The sequence below is a fragment of the Phyllobacterium sp. K27 genome, from assembly GCF_054796155.1.
On the sequence record NZ_CM139240.1, the window covers coordinates 21468 to 40054 of the forward strand.

Sequence of the window (18587 nt, forward strand, 5' to 3'; positions counted from 1 at the left end):
TTTTTACCTTAAAAACAGCAGGAACTTTAAAGCATAAACTTTAATCCTCCATATAAGCGATGGGATCGCCACTGCATAATTTCTAAAAGGAGAAATTCATGCAGTTTGGTATTTTGGCTGGTTTAACCACATGCGCATTATGGGGTTTGACATTCGTGGCAGCGCGCGTGGTTGAGCCATTTTCCGTATGGGACTTAACCATCGCGCGCTATGGCATTTTCGGCTTGGCTTGCGCCCTGTTAATGATGCAACGCCGCTTCCGGCCCGTTGGACTATCAACCCGCCGGATTGCGATTGGATTACTGTTGGGGGCAACCGGCCATGTAGGCTACTTCGTCTGCGTTGCCTTTGGAACAATATTGTCTGGCACCGCAATACCGCCAATCATCATCGGCACAATGCCGGTCTTACTCGCCATTCTTGCCAATCAGCGTGACCATACAGCACCATGGCCTTCGCTGGTCCTTCCTCTTGGCCTTATCACAATGGGTGTGGGTGTCATCAACATCACAACGATAAATGCTGCTGCCTCAAGCAATATTTATCCTATTCTGCTTGGCATTATTGCCTCAATCGCGGCGCTGGCTATCTGGATCACCTATGGCTTGGTGAATGCCTCTGTTATGCGTGCGGCAAACCCTCCGGATGCTTTGCAGTGGACCGGCTTACAGGGAATCGGTGCGGCCCTCGGCAGCCTGATGCTCTTGCCATTGGTTTCCTTTGAAATATCCAGCACTGTGTCAACCATTGAGACCTACAACTTTATCGTATGGGCACTATTGATGGGGCTCGCGGGCTCTTGGCTCGCAACGTGGTGCTGGGTTGTTGCATCACGGAGATTGCCGTTGGCATTGTCAGCTCAGCTTATCGTTGCTGAAACTGTGTTTGGCCTGACCTATGGATTCATGTTTGAAGGCAGGTGGCCGACATCGGCAGAAACAATTGGGGCCGCGTTGCAAATCATTGGAGTCTGTTCCGCTATCGCCTCTTTGACGCGATCCCGCCTTGCACCGATCAAGGTTTGAAAATCTGAGGACAGTAAATCAGCCGCGCTTTTTGCGCAGGCGAATGACGATATCGACGTTGACGATTTCCATGCCTTCGGGAACAGGTGGCAGATGCCCTACCATCGCGGAGCCATCCGGAATATCGATGACCTCGTTTTCACCTTCAACGAAAAAGTGATGATGGTCAGAGGTATTGGTATCGAAATAGGTCTTTGCACCTTCAACAGCCAGAATGCGCAACATGCCGGCTTGTGTGAACTGATGCAGCGTATTGTAGACCGTGGCCAGCGAAACCGGCACGTCAGCGCCAAGCGCTTCCTCGTGCAGTTCTTCGGCAGAAAGATGACGATCGCCTTTGGAGAAAATCAGATTTGCAAGAGCAATACGCTGACGGGTGGGCCTCAGACCTGCAAAGCGCAGGCGCTCCTGTAAAGGAACGTCGGCGTCGATTTCATAAGAAATATGCATGGCGTTTATGCCACTCCGTTAACTGATATCCAAAGTCGCACAACAGATTTTTATTCAGCGTGCTACATCATTCATATATGCCGTCTTGCGAAATCGATCAATAGGCAGCAAATACGCCGATAGTATGAGCTTTACCAAGGATTCAGCTGTGTGAGTTTCGCACTGTTTCCGATGAAAGCAAGGGTTCCATTTGCGCGTAGTTTGCTCTAGGAAGCGTTTTCAGGCGGAAATACTCTATGATAGGGTCCTTGCAGCCTGGATGTCATGCGCCCCAAGCGCAAGATTTGAAGTTACCGATGGGAGAAAGAATGCCAGAACAGAAATCAAGCTACGGCTACGAAGAGCTCCTGGCCTGTGCCCGTGGAGAGATGTTCGGTCAAGGCAATGCCCAACTGCCGGCACCGCCTATGCTGATGTTCGACCGCATTACCGAGATTTCTGAAACAGGTGGTGAAAACGGCAAAGGCTATATCCGCGCTGAATTCGATATCAAACCTGATCTGTGGTTCTTTCCTTGCCATTTCATAGGCGATCCGGTTATGCCCGGCTGCCTCGGCCTTGACGCCATGTGGCAGTTGACGGGCTTTTATCTTGGCTGGCTGGGCGAGCCGGGCAAAGGCCGGGCATTATCTACCGGCGAGGTAAAATTCACCGGAATGGTTACGCCAAAAAATAAACTTGTCGAATATGGCATCGATTTCAAGCGTGTAATGCGCGGTCGCCTGGTCCTTGGCATTGCCGATGGCTGGCTAAAGGTCGATGGCGAGACTATCTACAAGGCAACCGACCTGCGGGTTGGCCTGTTCAAGGAAAGCGCTGCTTAGGTCAGCGCATACCCTTTAAGGAGATCGCGATGCGGCGAGTGGTTGTGACGGGCATGGGTATTGTGTCCTCTATCGGTAATAATGTGCAGGAGGTTCTCGAATCCCTTCGCACAGCGAAATCAGGCATCGTCTTTGCAGAAGAATATGCAGAACACGGGTTTCGCAGTCAGGTAAAGGGCGCTCCGACGCTCGATCCGTCAACGGTGGTTGACCGGCGCGCCATGCGTTTCCACGGGGGCGGCACTGCCTGGAATCATGTCGCGATGGATCAGGCCATTGCCGATGCCGGCCTTGACGAGAGCCACATCTCCAATGAACGCACCGGCATCATCATGGGTTCAGGTGGCTCTTCCACGCGGACGATCGTTGAGGCCGCTGAGAAGACCATCGAGTCCGGGTCCAGCAAAAAGGTTGGGCCTTTCGCAGTGCCAAAAGCCATGTCCTCAACCGCATCGGCAACCCTTGCCACCTGGTTCAAGATCAAGGGCGTCAATTATTCCATCTCTTCAGCTTGCGCCACGTCCAACCATTGTGTCGGCAATGCCTATGAGATGATCCAGTATGGCAAGCAGGACATGATGTTTGCTGGTGGCTGTGAAGATCTCGACTGGACGCTATCCGTGCTGTTTGACGGCATGGGCGCCATGTCCTCAAAATTCAACGACCGCCCCGCTGTGGCGTCACGTGCCTATGACAAGAACCGCGATGGTTTTGTTATTTCCGGCGGTGCAGGCGTGCTTGTTCTTGAAGAGTTGGAACATGCAAAAGCGCGGGGCGCCAAGATTTATGGCGAACTCGTTGGCTATGGCGTGACCTCTGATGGCGCCGATATGGTGGCGCCCAGCGGCGAAGGCGCTGCACGCTGCATGCGCATGGCTATCGCCAACATCAAGGGTAAGGTCGATTATATCAATCCCCATGCCACTTCGACACCTGTTGGCGATCTGAAGGAAATTGAAGCTATCCGCGAGGTTTTTGGCTCGGGCGATCAGTGCCCGCCGATTTCTGCCACCAAATCCCTCACCGGCCATTCACAGGGCGCGACGGGTGTGCACGAGTCGATCTATTCACTGCTGATGCTGAATAATGACTTTATCGCGGAAAGCGCCAATATTGAAGAACTCGATCCGGCATTCGAAGATATGCCAATCGTGCGCAAGCGCATCGATAATGTAAAACTGAATACAGTCCTGACCAATTCCTTCGGATTTGGCGGCACGAACGCGTCGCTGGTGTTTCAGCGCTACGAGGGTTGAGGAATCAAAATGGGTGATCTGATGAAGGGCAAGCGCGGTCTCATTATGGGAGTCGCGAACAGCCATTCCATTGCCTGGGGTATCGCCAAGGAACTCGCCGACAATGGTGCTGAGCTGGCCTTCACCTATCAGGGTGAAGCATTTGGCAAGCGTGTCGCGCCTTTGGCTGAACAACTCGGCTCCAAATTTCTGCTCCCATGCGATGTCGAAGACATTACAACGGTTGATGCGGTTTTCGATACGCTGGAAAAGGAATGGGGAACGATTGATTTCATCGTGCACGCCATTGGTTTTTCCGACAAGTCGCAATTGAAGGGCCGTTATGCGGACGTCACAACCCGCGATAACTTCTCGCGGACAATGGTCATCTCCGCCTATTCCTTCACCGAGGTCGCGCAGCGCGCTTCCAAGCTGATGAAGAAAGGCGGTTCCATTCTGACGCTGACCTATGGCGGTTCCACGCGCGTCATGCCGAACTACAATGTCATGGGTGTCGCCAAGGCAGCGCTTGAGGCCATGGTCCGTTATCTGGCTGCGGATTACGGTCCGGAAGGTATTCGCGTCAATGCAATCTCTGCGGGTCCTGTGCGGACTTTGGCGGGCGCCGGCATTGGCGATGCCCGCGCCATGTTCTCCTATCAGCAGCGCAACGCGCCTTTGCGTCGCACGGTCGATATCGGAGATGTGGGCCGTTCAGCGCTTTATCTTCTGTCGGACTTATCAAGCGGCGTGACCGGCGAAATCCACTATGTGGACTCCGGTTATAATATCGTCTCGATGCCTACATTGGAAGAACTGAAAAAATCCGATGACGGCAAGGAATAATCTCCAGCACGCCTTAACATTTGAGATTAGACTGCCTGTTTAAACCTTAAGATTTCAGATGTTGGTTCGATTTTCACCGTAAATTCATCGAAAACGACGGAAATCTCTCTACTCTGGGACGCAAAATAGTTGTGTACGGTAGAGTTATTTTTTGGCTTCTATGATTTTGTAGCCGGCATTGTCCTCGATTGGCGTCACGTGCTTGAAGAGTGATTTCAAGCCTGCCTCGTAGGGCATTTGCCGGTTTGCGACGAGCAGCAGACGACCGCCGGGCTTCATCCGTTTGGCAGCCGTAGCAATGAAGCCCTGCCCCATGGTCGGATCGGCGCTCCGGCCCGCATGGAACGGCGGGTTCATCACGATCGTATCGTAAATCTCTGTAATTGCTTCACTATTCACATCGTGCCAATGAAATTTAACCGGCGTTTCACCGCCATCAATATTGGTTTTTGCAGCTTCCAGCGCTTCGAAATCGGCCTCATACAGGTCCAGAGATTTCAGCTTTTCAGGATGCTTCAACACCTCACTGGCGAGATATCCCCAGCCCGCTCCAAAGTCCGCCACATGACCGCTGATGCGTCCTGCGAAATGCTTGACCAGCATTGCTGAACCATTGTCGATAGCCGTGTGTGAGAACATGCCCGGCGCTGTATTGAAACGGTTTTCAATCTGCGTTGGATTGGGCGTAAGCGATTGAATTTTCTCTCTATTTACCTCATTCGAGCGAATGAGCCAGAAGACTACCGCGTGATTTTTTGACAACCTGTCCTCTACCGGAGCAATGCTCTCAACGGTCTTGCGGAAGCTGTCTACGCCAAGTTTTTTATTGCCGCACACGACAATTCGGCCGCCTGCCTTCACCAGATTGAGGGCCTGCGCCAGCCAGCCTTCATTGCGACCGCGATGCTTGCCAAGCAAGATCAACGCGCCATCAAATTCTTCGTCGCCCTGTAATCGTGGGACGGCGTTAAACCCTGCCTTTTGCAAGGCAAGGTAATCTGGCTTGAACGGTTGAAGACAGGTCAGGATAGACTTCCACTCATCTGCAATCGCGCGATCCGCTTCCGCGCCCAGAAACAACCATGACGCGCCTTTGCTGGGAACGGGCAGTATCTCATCTTCGAAAGGCAGAAAAAGTGTCTGGAGAGCGCCGTTGGTCATGGGAAAGTCCATCTGTAGATGTGTATATCAAGAAAAAAGCGCGTCACAGGGACGCGCTTTTATTACTCTATGATCAGAAGATTACTCAGCTTCTTCCTGAGCCTTCTTTTCCGACACGATTTCCTTGCCGGTTTCCTGATCGACAACCTTCATCGACAGGCGAACCTTGCCACGTTCGTCAAAGCCCATGAGCTTGACCCAGACCTTCTGACCTTCTTTAACGACATCGGAAGTCTTGGCAACACGATCCGAAGCAAGCTGCGAAATGTGAACCAGACCATCGCGTGGACCAAAGAAGTTTACGAATGCGCCGAAGTCAGCAGTCTTTACAACCGTGCCTTCATAGATCTCGCCTACTTCAGGTTCTGCAACAATCGAGTGTATCCACTTGCGGGCAGCTTCGATTTCCTTGGCTGATGACGATGCAATCTTGACTGTACCATCGTCTTCAATGTTGATCTTCGCGCCCGTCTTTTCGACGATTTCACGAATAACCTTGCCACCTGAACCGATAACGTCACGGATCTTGTCGGTCGGAATGTTCATGACTTCGATGCGCGGTGCAAATTCGCCAAGTTCCGAACGGCCTTCCGTGATAGCTTTCGCCATTTCGGTAAGGATGTGCAGACGACCATCCTTGGCCTGAGCCAAGGCAACCTTCATGATCTCCTCGGTGATACCGTCGATCTTGATATCCATCTGCAGGGCAGTGATACCATTTTCAGAACCGGCTACCTTGAAATCCATATCGCCGAGATGATCTTCGTCACCGAGAATATCGGAAAGAACTGCGAATTTCTCGCCTTCCAGGATCAGGCCCATTGCGATACCTGCAACTGGACGAAGCAGTGGAACACCAGCATCCATAAGGGCAAGCGATGTGCCGCAAACCGTCGCCATCGAGGACGAACCGTTGGATTCAGTGATCTCGGAGACTGTACGCAGCGTGTAAGGGAACTGTTCCTTGGCAGGCAGAACCGGATGGATCGCGCGCCAGGCAAGCTTGCCATGACCGATTTCACGACGACCAGGCGAACCCATGCGACCTGTTTCACCGACCGAATAGGGCGGGAAATTGTAGTGAAGCATGAATGTTTCTTTGTACATGCCGGTCAGTGAGTCAACATATTGCTCATCTTCGCCTGTGCCCAGTGTTGCAACAACGATGGCCTGTGTTTCACCGCGGGTGAACAGAGCCGAGCCGTGTGTACGGGGCAAAAGACCAACTTCCGAAACGATGGGGCGAACTGTCGAAAGATCGCGGCCGTCGATGCGGCTGCCCGTGTCGAGAATGTTCCAGCGAACAATCTTCGCCTGAACCGACTTGAATACAGTTGCGATCTCTTCAACCGAGAATTCTGGTTCTTCAACGCCTTCCGGGAAGAAATGCGCCTTTACCTTGGCCTTTGCAGCGTCAACTGCATTATAGCGATCCTGCTTGTCAGTGATCTTGTAAGCTGCGCGAAGATCAGCTTCGACAACCTTGAGAACAGCCGCTTCAGCCGCTGAAACATCATCGGCCTGGAAATCGCGAGGCTCTTTTGCAGCAACTTCAGCAAGCTTAATGATCGCATCGATCACTGGCTGGAAGCTGCGATGACCGAACATGACCGCGCCGAGCATGACATCTTCGGCCAATTCCTTGGCTTCCGATTCAACCATCAGAACTGCTTCGCCTGTGCCAGCGACAATCAGATCGAGGCTTGATTCCGGCATTTCATCGACCGTCGGATTCAGACGGTATTCGCCATTGATGTAACCAACGCGTGCGCCGCCGATCGGGCCCATGAAAGGAACGCCGGAAAGCGTCAGGGCAGCGGAAGCGCCAATCAGCGATACGATGTCGGGGTTGTTTTCCAAATCATGCTGGATAACGGTCAGAACGACCTGTGTGTCGTTCTTGTAGCCGTCAGCAAAGAGCGGGCGGATCGGGCGGTCGATCAGGCGCGAAACCAGAGTTTCGTTCTCGCTCGGACGGCCTTCGCGCTTAAAGTAGCCACCGGGAATCTTGCCGGCTGCGTAGGTCTTTTCCTGGTAGTTGACGGTCAGCGGGAAAAAGTCCTGACCTGCCTTTGGTGCCTTGGCGGAAACAATAGTGGCAAGCACGACTGTCTCGCCATAAGTGGCAAGAACCGCGCCATCAGCCTGGCGGGCAATCTTGCCGGTTTCCAGAATGAGCGGACGTCCGCCCCATTCGATTTCAACTTTGTGTTGATTAAACATATCTTGTCCTTGAGTGGAGAAAAACGCGCTTCCCTTTGGTTGCAGCATTTTTCTTCCGTTTCGTTTAGACCAATCACGGGCAAGACAATTTGCAACTCCTGTACCGAGTTGCCAGCAATCCTGCCCCATGACCTGTCTCATGGGTATTCTTCATTCCTTGAAGGAATGAGTAGAAACCGGCGGGACATGAATGCCACCGCCGGTTTCAATCCGTTATTAGCGGCGCAGGCCGAGCTTTTCGATCAGCGTCTGGTAGCGGCTCTGATCAATCTTCTTGAGATAATCAAGAAGGCTGCGGCGCGTCGAGACGAGCTTGAGAAGGCCACGACGGGAATGGTTATCCTTTTTGTGGTCTTTGAAATGTTCGGTCAAATTGACAATGCGCTCTGTCAGAACTGCAACCTGGACTTCCGGAGAACCGGTATCGCCTGGCTTCGTTGCATATTCAGTGATCACTGCCTGCTTGCGTTCAGCGGTTATCGACATCGTATATCCTTTCTTTTGAAGAGGAAAACAGGATGCCCACGGCCGGGATGTCGTCCAGCGGGGGCCAGTTAAAGCGACGGGCAAAGCCTGAAGCTGTGGGCCGTATAGTCCAAATTGTGACGAATTACCAGCCGCAAATGATTCTTGCTGCAGCCCATGACAATTGATAGGGCAACGCGTTACCTGAATATCAGACCCTACCGCATTCATGCTTGTTCGAGAGCATTCAAAAGAATTCTGAAATTCGTATAAATAGAATCGCCTTGGCGATGCTATAGCTCAACAATTCACTTGCAGCTTAAGCTGTTTGCTCTGGTTCAAAACTAATTCGTAAACGCGTGCCGGTCGCTTTGGCAAACCGCTCCAGAGTACGAGTAGACGGCATGGAACGTCCACTCTCGAGACGGGCAATCACGGCCTGCGTCGTTCCCATGGCATTGGCGACCTGTTCCTGCGTCATATCTGCTGAGGCTCGCGCCTGCACAAGGGCTGCAGCAAGGGCAAACTCTTCTTCAAGCGCATCATAGGCCGAGATATACTCTGGATCCTTGCGCCATTCTGCAAATGCCTCTTCAACAGGAATAAATTTACGAGTCACAGAACCTCCTTTGCCCGTTTCAGAGCAAGTTCAATTTCACGGCGTGGTATCTTTTGGGTTTTCTTTGTAAAGACCCTCAGGATGACAACGCGTCGACCGATCACGGCGATATAAACAGCACGGGCAATTCCGCTTTTGCCCTTCATCCGCATTTCCCAAAGCGGCCCTTCCAAGTGCTTGACATAGGGTTCATGCACTTGCTGCAATCCGGCCAATTCGATCATATGAACGATCCGTTCGAAGTTTGCCCTAATGTCTCTCGGCAACACAGCAAGCTCAGTTTTCACAACTTCATTCAAAAATACGACAGACCAATTCATAAAGAGATTATACCATTTTTGCAATATTATCAAATTTATTGTAGAGTACTATCGTACTAAAAATTCAACAGCATTCAAAATTTATGAGGTAAACACCCGCTTTGGGTTGAACTGCCCATGCTCGATAAAGCCGATGGCAAGAACTTTGCCTTTGGCTGTAACGCAGGCTTCATCAGCCTCCACTGGGGCATCGCGCCCGCGTAGAATAATCGGATTCCCCATGCGTATCCGGTGCGCCTGATCATCTGATATGGCTATTTGCGGCAGACTTTCCAGCGCAGCACCCGTATCGATCAGGAAGGCATCCATAACTGAGAAACGCTCCGCGAGACGAGCATAGGAGCCTTCATCGCCCTCCCCTTCAGTGGGTGCTGGGGGATGCGCTGCTTCCAGCTCTTCAAGCGTTACAAAATCGGCCTCGTCGAAAGGTGCAACTTCCGTTCGGCGCAGATCGGCAATATGCCCATAGCATCCAAGATCACGGCCCATGTCGCGCGCGAGCGAACGCACATAGGTACCCTTACCGCACTCAACTTCAAAGATCGCTGTGGCTTCATCGGGACGCTCAATCAGCTCAAGCCGATCAATTTCGACTTCACGCGATGGAATCTCGACCTCCTCACCGCCGCGTGCCAGATCATAGGCGCGTTCACCGGCGATCTTGATGGCCGAAAACTTCGGTGGGGTCTGCTGGATCACTCCAGTATATTTTGGAAGCACTGCCTTGATCGCCGCCTCGTCTGGACGATTGTCCGATGTCGCGCTGATTTCGCCTTCCAGATCATCGGTCGTGCGCTCCGCCCCCCATGTCACGGTGAAACGATAAATCTTTGTTCCGTCCATCACATAGGGAACAGTCTTCGTTGCTTCTCCAAGAGCAATTGGCAACATGCCAGAAGCCAGCGGATCAAGCGTGCCCGCATGCCCTGCTTTCTCTGCCTTGAAGAGCCATTTTATCTTGGAGACGGCCTCGGTCGAGCCCATGCCTTTCGGCTTGTCAAAGATCAGCCAGCCGGATACAGGACGGCCCTTTTTCTTGCGCTGTCTTGCCATTTAATTATCGCCATGTCCCGACGCATCGCCCGGATTTGGATCGCCGCCATCATCGTCACTATCATCGTCTTCGAGATCGCGTGTGACCTCCGGCTTACGTAACAAGGCATCAATCTTCGCGTAATTGTCGAAGCTTGTGTCGATGCGAAAACGAAATTCCGGCATATATTTCATAGATTTGAGATATGTGCCTGCGCGCCCGCGAATAAACTTGGCATGTTTGTTCAAGGCGCTGATGACGCCTTCGCTATCCGTCGCGCCAACTGGTGAGACGAAACAGGTAGCGATTTTTAAATCCGGGGACATACGCACTTCAGAAATCGCAATGACGGCATTCTCCAGCATATCATCGCGTACATCACCACGTTGCAGCACTTGTGAGACCGCATGGCGCACCTGTTCGCTGACGCGAAGCTGGCGTTGAGAAGGACCTGATCCGGTAGCAAAACGAGCCATTATTACCTATCCGACAAACGAGAGATCGCCGGATATTGATCCGGCGATCCTGTTATCAATAATCGAGACGTATGGGTTTAGAGAGTGCGAGTAACGTGTTCGACGCGGAAAGCTTCGATCGTATCACCTGCGCGAATATCCTCGTAGTTTTCGAACGCCATACCGCATTCCTGACCCATCGGCACTTCGGACACCTCGTCTTTGAAGCGCTTGAGCGTCTTGAGCTTGCCTTCGTGGATGACAACGTTGTCGCGGATAAGGCGTACGCCTGCACCACGTTCGACCTTGCCTTCCGTGACACGGCAACCGGCAACCTTGCCGACTTTCGTGATATTGAAGACTTCCAGAATTTCCGCATTGCCGATGAAGGTTTCACGGCGTTCCGGAGACAGGAGACCCGACATTGCTGCTTTCACATCATCTACGAGATCGTAAATGATATTGTAGTAGCGAATTTCGATACCTTCACGCTCGGCCATATCGCGAGCCTGCTTGTTGGCACGCACATTAAAGCCGATGATCGCTGCATTCGATGCTTCTGCCAGTGCAATGTCGCTTTCGGTGATACCACCCGCGCCAGAATGAATGATGCGCGCGCGCACTTCTTCGGTACCAAGCTTGTCCAGGGCACCGGCAATAGCTTCGATAGAGCCCTGTACATCGCCCTTGATGAGCAGTGGGAACTCCTTGAGACCTGTAACCTGCAACTGGCTCATCATCTGTTCGAGCGAGCCACGAGAACCAGCCTGTTTGGCCACAGCCTTTTCACGAGCAAGACGTGTGCGATACTCAGAAATCTCGCGTGCCTTGGCTTCGTTTTCGACAACGGCAAAGCGATCACCAGCCTGTGGTGGTCCGCCAAGACCGAGAACCTCAACCGGCATGGCAGGTCCTGCATCCTTCATGTTTTCGCCGCGATCGTTGATGAGTGCACGAACACGACCCCATTCACTCCCGGCAACAATGATATCGCCTGGATGCAAAGTACCCTTCTGCACAAGAACAGTAGCCACTGAACCACGGCCGCGATCGAGCTTGGCTTCGATAACCACGCCTTCCGCTGTACGTATCGGATCAGCCTTGAGGTCCAGAACTTCCGCCTGAAGCAGGATTGTTTCAAGAAGCTTGTCCAAGCCAACGCCGGTCTTCGCAGAAACTTCAACGTCCAGCGTTTCACCACCCATCGATTCTACGAAAACTTCGTGTTGAAGCAATCCGTTACGCACCTTCTGCGGATCAGCGGAAGGCTTGTCGATCTTGTTGATGGCGACAATGATCGGAACGCCCGCAGCCTTGGCATGATTGATTGATTCAATCGTCTGCGGCATGACACTATCGTCAGCAGCAACCACCAGAATGGCAATATCGGTGGCCTGTGCACCGCGTGCGCGCATTGCCGTAAAGGCAGCGTGGCCCGGCGTATCAATAAAGGTGATCTTCTGGCCGTTTTGCTCAACCTGATAGGCACCAATATGCTGAGTGATCCCGCCTGCTTCACCGGATACAACATTCGCCTTGCGGATAGCATCCAGCAATGACGTCTTGCCGTGATCGACGTGACCCATAATCGTGACGACTGGCGGACGCGATACAAATGCACCCTGATCGTCCTGCACGTTAAAGATACCTTCTTCAACGTCCGATTCGGCAACGCGGCGCACCGTATGTCCGAACTCTTCGGCAATCAGCTGAGCCATATCCGCATCAATCAGATCGCCCGGCTTCATCATCTGGCCTTCTTTCATCAAATATTTGATGACGTCGACCGACCGCTCAGCCATACGCTGGGCAAGCTCCTGGATCGTGATGGTTTCGGGCAGCACGACTTCACGCGCGATTTTTTCGCGTGTTTCCTGCTGCATGCCGCGCTTGAATTTCTCCTGACGGCGGCGCATGGCGGAAAGCGAACGGCTGCGGCCTTCATCATTGAGCGCAGAGCCCAATGTCAACTTACCGCGACGGCGTTCATCTTCACCTTTGACAACCTTGGGAGTGCGAACTTCCGGCTTGGCCGGTGCAGCACTGCTGCCACGACGCGCGCCGGCTGGACCACCACGACGTGTCTCTTCTTCTTCCGCAACATTGGTCTTGCGAACAGATGCTTTCGAGCCAGCCTCTTCCGTAGCGGCGGCCTCAGGTTGACGCTTGCGTGATTCCTCTTCAGCGCGCTGCTTGGCTTGAGCTTCCTTGCGCAGACGCTCTTCTTCCTCTGCCTGGCGGCGAGCGGATTCTTCACGCTCCTTGGCACGCAAAGCATCTTCTTCTGCACGGCGGGCTGCTTCAATGGCTGCCTTGGCGCGGTCTTCAATATCGCGCGCCTTGGACCCTTCGAGAGCCTTGCGGCGCGCTTCAAGTTCGGCTGGCGACAGCGTATTCAAGACCATGCCAGAACGATCGTTCGGGCGCTGGCCGGACGACCGATATGGCTGTCCGGAACGCTGCGGCGATGATGGCTGGCCTGCGCCCCGCGGCGCAGGGCGAGCAGGACTTGCTGTAGCTGTAGTCTGAGCCTTACTGGCAGGGGCAGCAGTAGATGCAGGTGTAGGTGGCGCTGGACGCGGCGCTGGTGCAGGGGCAGCGGTCGTTGGCTGAGGCGCAGCCGTTGGCTGAACCGTCGCAGCAGGCTGAGGCGCTGCTGGCGCAGGTGGCGTCGCAGTCACTGGCGCAACAGGCTTTGGCGCAGCAGTTGTTTGAACTGGCGCTGATGCTGGCGCTGGGGTCGAAGGCGCAACAGGCGCAACCTCCGGCTTCTGGTCCGGCAGGCTGAACTTGCGCTTCTTCGTTTCAACGACAACAGACTTCGTCCGCCCGTGGCTGAAATTCTGGCGCACCGTGCTTTGTTCGATACCGGGCCGCTTCAGGGTCAGGGTTTTCTTATTGACGCCAAGCGTCTTGTCGTCTGTCGATTTTATATCGCTCATTCCGTTTCCGTTTCCTTCGCAGCGGTTGCCGCTTTAGCGCTGGTCTGCTCGTCCAGACCCACGCGAAAATGCTGTAGCATCCAGACCCGTTTCATGAGTCCGGCAGCTGCCCTCCCTCTGAGTACGGCAGCATGTATCACATTAACCCCACCCAATGCCAAATCCATTTCATCGCTACTGAACAATGAAAGGGCGGGTATATCAGGTCCGTCGGCATAAACTACCGAACGACGGGCCTGGTCAAGTTTTCGGACACCGTCCTCCGCTGCTTCAAAAGCATGCAGCACAAGTCCTGCTGTGCCATTGCGGATGGCGATATCCACTTTTGCGGCCCCTGTTATCACAACACCGGCCTTTCGCGCCAACCCAAAACTTCCTAAAGCCGATTTTACCAGCATTTGGTCGACAATCGCTCCGAAATTATCCGGAACAACCACCGCAGTTTTAAGGCCACGCGGGAAAAGCTTTCGCTTCACCGCTTCATCAATATAGCTTCGCTGGGCCTTTACCCAGCACCCCCGCCCGGGAAGGTTGTGCTTCAAGTCCGCAACAACCGATCCATCGGGGCCAGCTACGAACCGGATCATGTCATCGACAGAACCTGCTTCACGCGTGACAATGCACGTCCTGTCGTTCATATCCGCTTCCATTTTCAAGCTACTGGGTTCAGCCAGCAACCTCTTCTTCGGCGTCTGCTTCGATCTCGGTTGCAACGAGATCATCTTCCGTGATCCATCCAGCCTTCAAACGGGCAGCAAGCACCATCTGTTCCGCATCTGCACGGCTTACGTCGAATGCCGACAAAATGCCGGGGAAATTTACGGTTTCCCCGTCCTTGCGTTCACGCCATCCGGTCAGTTCGTCAACAGCATACCCGGCAAAGTCTTCCACGGTTTTGACACCATCTTCGCCGACTGCAACCAGAATCGCGTTGGTCATCCCAGGTAAGTCACGAAGCTCGTCCGAGACACCCAGTTCCTTGCGGCGGGCATCGCGTTCTTCTTCGATTCGACCCAGATATTCCTGCGCACGCTGTTGAATTTCGGTCGCTGTATCCTCATCGAAACCATCGATGGAGGAAATGTCGTCGCTATCAACATAAGCGATTTCTTCGACGCTGGCAAAACCTTCGGAAGCAAGAACCTGGCCAACCATTTCGTCAACATCCAGCGCTTCCATGAACAGATTGGAGCGTTCGACAAATTCTTTCTGACGGCGCTCGGACTCTTCCTGCTCTGTGAGGATATCGATATCCCAACCCGTCAATTGCGAAGCCAAGCGGACATTCTGACCGCGACGACCAATCGCAAGTGATAATTGGTCATCCGGCACAACAACTTCAATACGCTCGGCATCTTCATCAAGAACAACCTTGGAAACTTCTGCCGGCTGCAATGCATTGACGATAAAGGAAGCGGGCTCTGGTGACCAAGGAATAATATCGATCTTTTCACCCTGAAGTTCACCGACAACAGCCTGAACACGTGAACCACGCATACCAACGCAGGCGCCAACCGGATCAATCGACGAATCACGTGAGATAACAGCAATTTTGGCGCGCGAACCCGGATCGCGGGCCACCGACTTGATTTCGATGATGCCGTCATAGATTTCCGGCACTTCCATGGTGAAAAGCTTCGCCATGAATTGCGGATGTGTGCGGCTCAGAAAAATCTGCGGTCCACGCTGTTCGCGGCGCACATCATAAACATAGGCGCGGACACGATCCCCATAGCGGAAAGTTTCGCGGGGAATCAATTCGTCGCGGCGAACAATTGCTTCACCACGACCAAGGTCAACGATCACATTGCCGTATTCAACACGCTTGACGCTACCATTGATGATTTCACCAACACGGTCCTTATATTCGTCATACTGGCGGTCGCGCTCCGCTTCACGCACTTTCTGTACGATAACCTGTTTTGCTGATTGCGCTGCGATGCGGCCGAAATCCATTGGAGGCAATTGGTCCGCAAGAAAATCGCCGGGCTGCGCATCAGGGTTACGGTCACGGGCAGCATCCATACCGATCTGCGTGACCGGATCTTCAACGGTTTCGACAACTTCAAGCAGACGCTGCAACTTGATTTCACCTGTCTTGGCGTTGATGTCGGCGCGGATATTGGTTTCCTGACCATAACGCGAGCGCGCAGCTTTTTGAATGGCATCGGCCATCGCCGCAATAACGATCTCGCGGTCAATCGACTTCTCGCGCGCAACCGCATCGGCGATCTGCAGAAGTTCTAGCCTGTTTGCACTGACTGCCATTTTCTTCTCCTTGGGTTCACCACCACGCTTCTTTTGCGGGCGTATGAAATTCAATCCGGTTTGTTAGCTCTGCTCTTCATCCGAAGCATCCGCTTCGTCAGGATCCGAACCATTATCTTCTGGTATGCGGCCTTCGCGAATATCCTTGTCACGGCGCAACGCATCGCGAATGAGATCATCCGTCAACACAAGACGGGCATCGGCAATCATTTCGAATGGAACCTCGACAGCCGGCTTGTCGCCATAGGTCGCCTGATCGCTTTCGATCGTTATTGACTCATCCGTGACATTGGATATCCGGCCGCGAAACTTCTTTCGCCCTTCAAGAACGGCGGAAGTGTCAACCTTGGCGATATGGCCGCTCCAGACCACGAAGTCCGATTTACGCACCAGCGGACGATCGATCCCGGGCGAAGAGACTTCCAGATGATAATTTCGGTCGATGGGGTCTTCGACATCAAGAACGGGCGATAGTGTGCGGCTCACAAGCTCACAATCCTCGACCGTCATCGTGCCATCATTCCGCTCAGCCATAATCTGCAGCGTAAGCCCGTTGAGACCGGAAAGGCGTGCCCGAACAAGCCGGAAACCGATAGCCTGAAGAACCGGCTCGATAATTGAAGCAACGCGTGCGTCAATGCCGGTTTCTGTAATAATGCGCTCTTCCTGGCCTGTTGCCGAAACAGCTTGCTCTTCTGTATTGGTGCCGTCTGTCACACAAATTTTCCTTGTTTTGGCCCCAAGAAACAAAAAAGAGCGGGACCTGTGTGGACCCACCCCTGTTCTAACGACCAAGAATATACGTTCTATATACCGAAACGGGAGGGCATTTTCAAGCGCTGTCACAAATTTCTGCGAACGCGCCTTCCTTTAGCCTGTATAGTTCAATTCGCATAGCTGCCTTGCATAAGTAGCTCTTACCAAACGCGCGTCTCGTCCCTATCTTTGTTGCATCGCAATATAAACGCGAAAGGACGAATAAATGAACAAGACATCGACAGCTTTCAGGATCGGCCGCATGCTGAATGTATTCGGCAGCGCCGTCGCAGTTGCATCAGCTACACGCACTGGCCAACAGCCAATTGCTTCTGACCTGCGCACTCTTGGTATTGATCCAGTTCAGTTCAGTTCCATCCACCGGAACTAATTGATCCGGTGGACGGCGAATGAAGAATTCAGTCTTCGTTCGCTGCAAGCGAGGCAAGAACTTTACCTTGGCCTCGGGCACGCATGATGAGCGGTACGACAACCGCACAGACGGCAAGAACCAACAAGGTTACAGCTATCGGCGAACCGACCAGCACGGTGAAGTCACCCTGACTGATCTGGATAGCGCGACGAAATTGCGTTTCAGCCATCGGCCCAAGAATGAGGCCAACCACCACCGGCGCAATCGGATAACCGAATTGCCGCATAATATAACCAGCCAATCCAAAAAGTATCAGCATTGCCAGTTCGAACGAGAAGGCTAGCCATCCGAGTTGAAAAACTGCGGAGTTGGCCCCTATCGTACCCAAGGTAGCGAAAACCAGAATGCCCGCATAAAGCCAAGGCTTGGGGATAGACAGCAAGCGCACCCAAAGACCAATGAGCGGGAGGTTCAACACCAGCAACATAAAGTTGGCTATCAGCAGGCTGGCAATCAGGCCCCAGACCAGCTGCGGACTCGTGGCGAACAGCAATGGTCCAGGCTGAAGTCCAAATTGTTGAAACCCTGCGAGCATGATTGCTGCGGTCGCAGTCGTTGGCAAGCCAAGCGTCAAGAGTGGAACCAGTGTCCCGGCGGCAGAAGCATTGTTGGCAGCCTCTGGCCCTGCCACGCCTTCGATTGCCCCGTGACCAAACTCTTCAGGCTTTTTCGCAAGTTGCTTTTCCACTGAATAGGAAAGAAACGTACCGATCTCGGCGCCACCGGCAGGCATTGCGCCAATGGGGAAGCCAATAAATGTTCCGCGCAACCATGGCTTCCAGGAACGTGACCAATCTTCCTTGGTCATCCAGACCGAGCCTTTAACAGCTTCGATTTTTTCATTTATCGTGGAGCGTGATGCTGCAACGGCCAGCGTCTCACCAATAGCGAACAGAGCCACTGCCAGGGTTGTAACCTCGATACCATCAAGCAAATCGGGAATGCCAAAGGCAAGCCTCGCCTGTCCTGTCAACTGATCTTGACCTACCAGACCAAGTGCCAAGCCGATAAACAGTGCTGTCAAACCACGTAAAGTAGAATCGCCAAAAGCTGCAGAAACCGTCATGAAAGCCAGGATCATAAGCGCAAAATATTCTGCCGGTCCAAATGACAACGCGAATTTCACAATCCAGGGTGCGATCAGCGCAAGCCCGATTGTTGCGATCAAACCGGCCACAAATGAACCAATCGCGGCGGTAGCGAGTGCGGGTCCGCCACGCCCTGCCCGAGCCATCTTATTGCCTTCAAGCGCAGTGACTATGGACGCACTTTCACCAGGCGTATTCAATAGGATGGATGTCGTCGATCCGCCATACATGCCACCGTAGTAAATACCGGCAAACATGATAAGCGATCCGGCGGGATCCAGTTTGTATGTTACGGGTAGGAGAAGAGCCACCGTCAAAGCCGGTCCAATGCCTGGCAGGACGCCAACGGCCGTGCCTAGCGTAACGCCAATCAGGGCGTAGAGAAGGTTCATGGGGTCCATCGCCACGGCGAAACCCTGGAACAGCAATCCAAACGTGTCCATT

General features: G+C 53.2%; 18 protein-coding genes. 5 read left to right on the forward strand and 13 right to left on the reverse strand.

All coding sequences use genetic code 11. The annotated features are described in order from the left end of the window. Window positions 1-98: 98 nt before the first annotated feature. Complete coding sequence (locus ACYJL1_RS00110; protein WP_460896465.1) at window positions 99-1025, forward strand: DMT family transporter; 927 nt, start codon at window positions 99-101, stop codon at window positions 1023-1025. Window positions 1026-1043: 18 nt separating this feature from the next. Here ACYJL1_RS00110 and irrA read toward each other — a convergent pair whose 3' ends face one another. Continuing rightward, entirely contained in the window at window positions 1044-1475 is a 432-nt protein-coding gene (gene irrA / locus ACYJL1_RS00115) for an iron response transcriptional regulator IrrA (RefSeq protein WP_115051412.1), read from the reverse strand. Window positions 1476-1783: 308 nt separating this feature from the next. Here irrA and fabA point away from each other — a divergent pair, with 308 nt between their 5' ends. The 3 genes from fabA to fabI are packed head-to-tail and all read left to right on the forward strand — an operon-like array spanning window position 1784 to window position 4380. Next, complete coding sequence (gene fabA, locus ACYJL1_RS00120; RefSeq protein ID WP_008122449.1) at window positions 1784-2299, forward strand: 3-hydroxyacyl-[acyl-carrier-protein] dehydratase FabA; 516 nt, start codon at window positions 1784-1786, stop codon at window positions 2297-2299. Window positions 2300-2328: 29 nt separating this feature from the next. Beyond that, window positions 2329-3555 (forward strand): beta-ketoacyl-ACP synthase I, encoded by a 1227-nt coding sequence (fabB, locus tag ACYJL1_RS00125; protein ID WP_460896466.1) that lies wholly within the window; start codon window positions 2329-2331, stop codon window positions 3553-3555. Between the two features lie 9 nt (window positions 3556-3564). Next, complete coding sequence (gene fabI / locus ACYJL1_RS00130; protein WP_460896467.1) at window positions 3565-4380, forward strand: enoyl-ACP reductase FabI; 816 nt, start codon at window positions 3565-3567, stop codon at window positions 4378-4380. Between the two features lie 144 nt (window positions 4381-4524). Here fabI and ACYJL1_RS00135 read toward each other — a convergent pair whose 3' ends face one another. The 11 genes from ACYJL1_RS00135 to rimP form a co-directional block, all read right to left on the reverse strand. Then, a complete protein-coding gene (locus ACYJL1_RS00135) occupies window positions 4525-5541 on the reverse strand; it encodes a class I SAM-dependent methyltransferase (protein WP_460896468.1) in 1017 nt (338 codons plus the stop codon). An 81-nt stretch (window positions 5542-5622) separates the two neighbouring features. Continuing rightward, window positions 5623-7764, reverse strand: a complete 2142-nt coding sequence (pnp, locus tag ACYJL1_RS00140; protein ID WP_460896469.1) for a polyribonucleotide nucleotidyltransferase — start codon at window positions 7762-7764, stop codon at window positions 5623-5625. A gap of 216 nt (window positions 7765-7980) precedes the next feature. After that, complete coding sequence (rpsO, locus tag ACYJL1_RS00145) at window positions 7981-8250, reverse strand: 30S ribosomal protein S15 (RefSeq protein WP_008122441.1); 270 nt, start codon at window positions 8248-8250, stop codon at window positions 7981-7983. Window positions 8251-8548: 298 nt separating this feature from the next. Further along, window positions 8549-8848, reverse strand: a complete 300-nt coding sequence (locus ACYJL1_RS00150; protein ID WP_460896470.1) for a helix-turn-helix domain-containing protein — start codon at window positions 8846-8848, stop codon at window positions 8549-8551. Then, window positions 8845-9072, reverse strand: coding sequence for a type II toxin-antitoxin system RelE/ParE family toxin (locus ACYJL1_RS00155; RefSeq protein WP_460896471.1), 228 nt, complete (start codon window positions 9070-9072; stop codon window positions 8845-8847). The genes ACYJL1_RS00150 and ACYJL1_RS00155 overlap by 4 nt, the downstream gene beginning before the upstream one ends. Window positions 9073-9249: 177 nt before the next feature. After that, entirely contained in the window at window positions 9250-10221 is a 972-nt protein-coding gene (truB, locus tag ACYJL1_RS00160) for a tRNA pseudouridine(55) synthase TruB (protein WP_460896472.1), read from the reverse strand. Next, a complete protein-coding gene (gene rbfA / locus ACYJL1_RS00165; RefSeq protein WP_460896473.1) occupies window positions 10222-10677 on the reverse strand; it encodes a 30S ribosome-binding factor RbfA in 456 nt (151 codons plus the stop codon). A 77-nt stretch (window positions 10678-10754) separates the two neighbouring features. After that, window positions 10755-13598, reverse strand: coding sequence for a translation initiation factor IF-2 (infB, locus tag ACYJL1_RS00170; RefSeq protein ID WP_460896474.1), 2844 nt, complete (start codon window positions 13596-13598; stop codon window positions 10755-10757). Further along, on the reverse strand, window positions 13595-14236 hold the full coding sequence (locus ACYJL1_RS00175; protein WP_460896475.1) for an RNA-binding protein: 642 nt from the start codon (window positions 14234-14236) through the stop codon (window positions 13595-13597). Before ACYJL1_RS00175 ends, infB begins: the two co-directional genes overlap by 4 nt. Before the next feature lie 28 nt (window positions 14237-14264). Next, on the reverse strand, window positions 14265-15866 hold the full coding sequence (nusA, locus tag ACYJL1_RS00180) for a transcription termination factor NusA (RefSeq protein WP_460896476.1): 1602 nt from the start codon (window positions 15864-15866) through the stop codon (window positions 14265-14267). A gap of 63 nt (window positions 15867-15929) precedes the next feature. After that, window positions 15930-16583 carry a ribosome maturation factor RimP gene (gene rimP / locus ACYJL1_RS00185; protein WP_460896477.1) on the reverse strand — a complete coding sequence of 218 codons (654 nt, stop codon included), beginning with the start codon at window positions 16581-16583 and terminating at the stop codon, window positions 15930-15932. A gap of 265 nt (window positions 16584-16848) precedes the next feature. Between rimP and ACYJL1_RS00190 the strand changes: the two genes are divergently transcribed. Continuing rightward, window positions 16849-17013, forward strand: coding sequence for a hypothetical protein (locus ACYJL1_RS00190; RefSeq protein WP_460896478.1), 165 nt, complete (start codon window positions 16849-16851; stop codon window positions 17011-17013). 28 nt (window positions 17014-17041) lie between these two features. Here ACYJL1_RS00190 and ACYJL1_RS00195 read toward each other — a convergent pair whose 3' ends face one another. Beyond that, window positions 17042-18586, reverse strand: a complete 1545-nt coding sequence (locus ACYJL1_RS00195; protein WP_460896479.1) for a tripartite tricarboxylate transporter permease — start codon at window positions 18584-18586, stop codon at window positions 17042-17044. Between the last annotated feature and the right edge of the window lies 1 nt (window position 18587).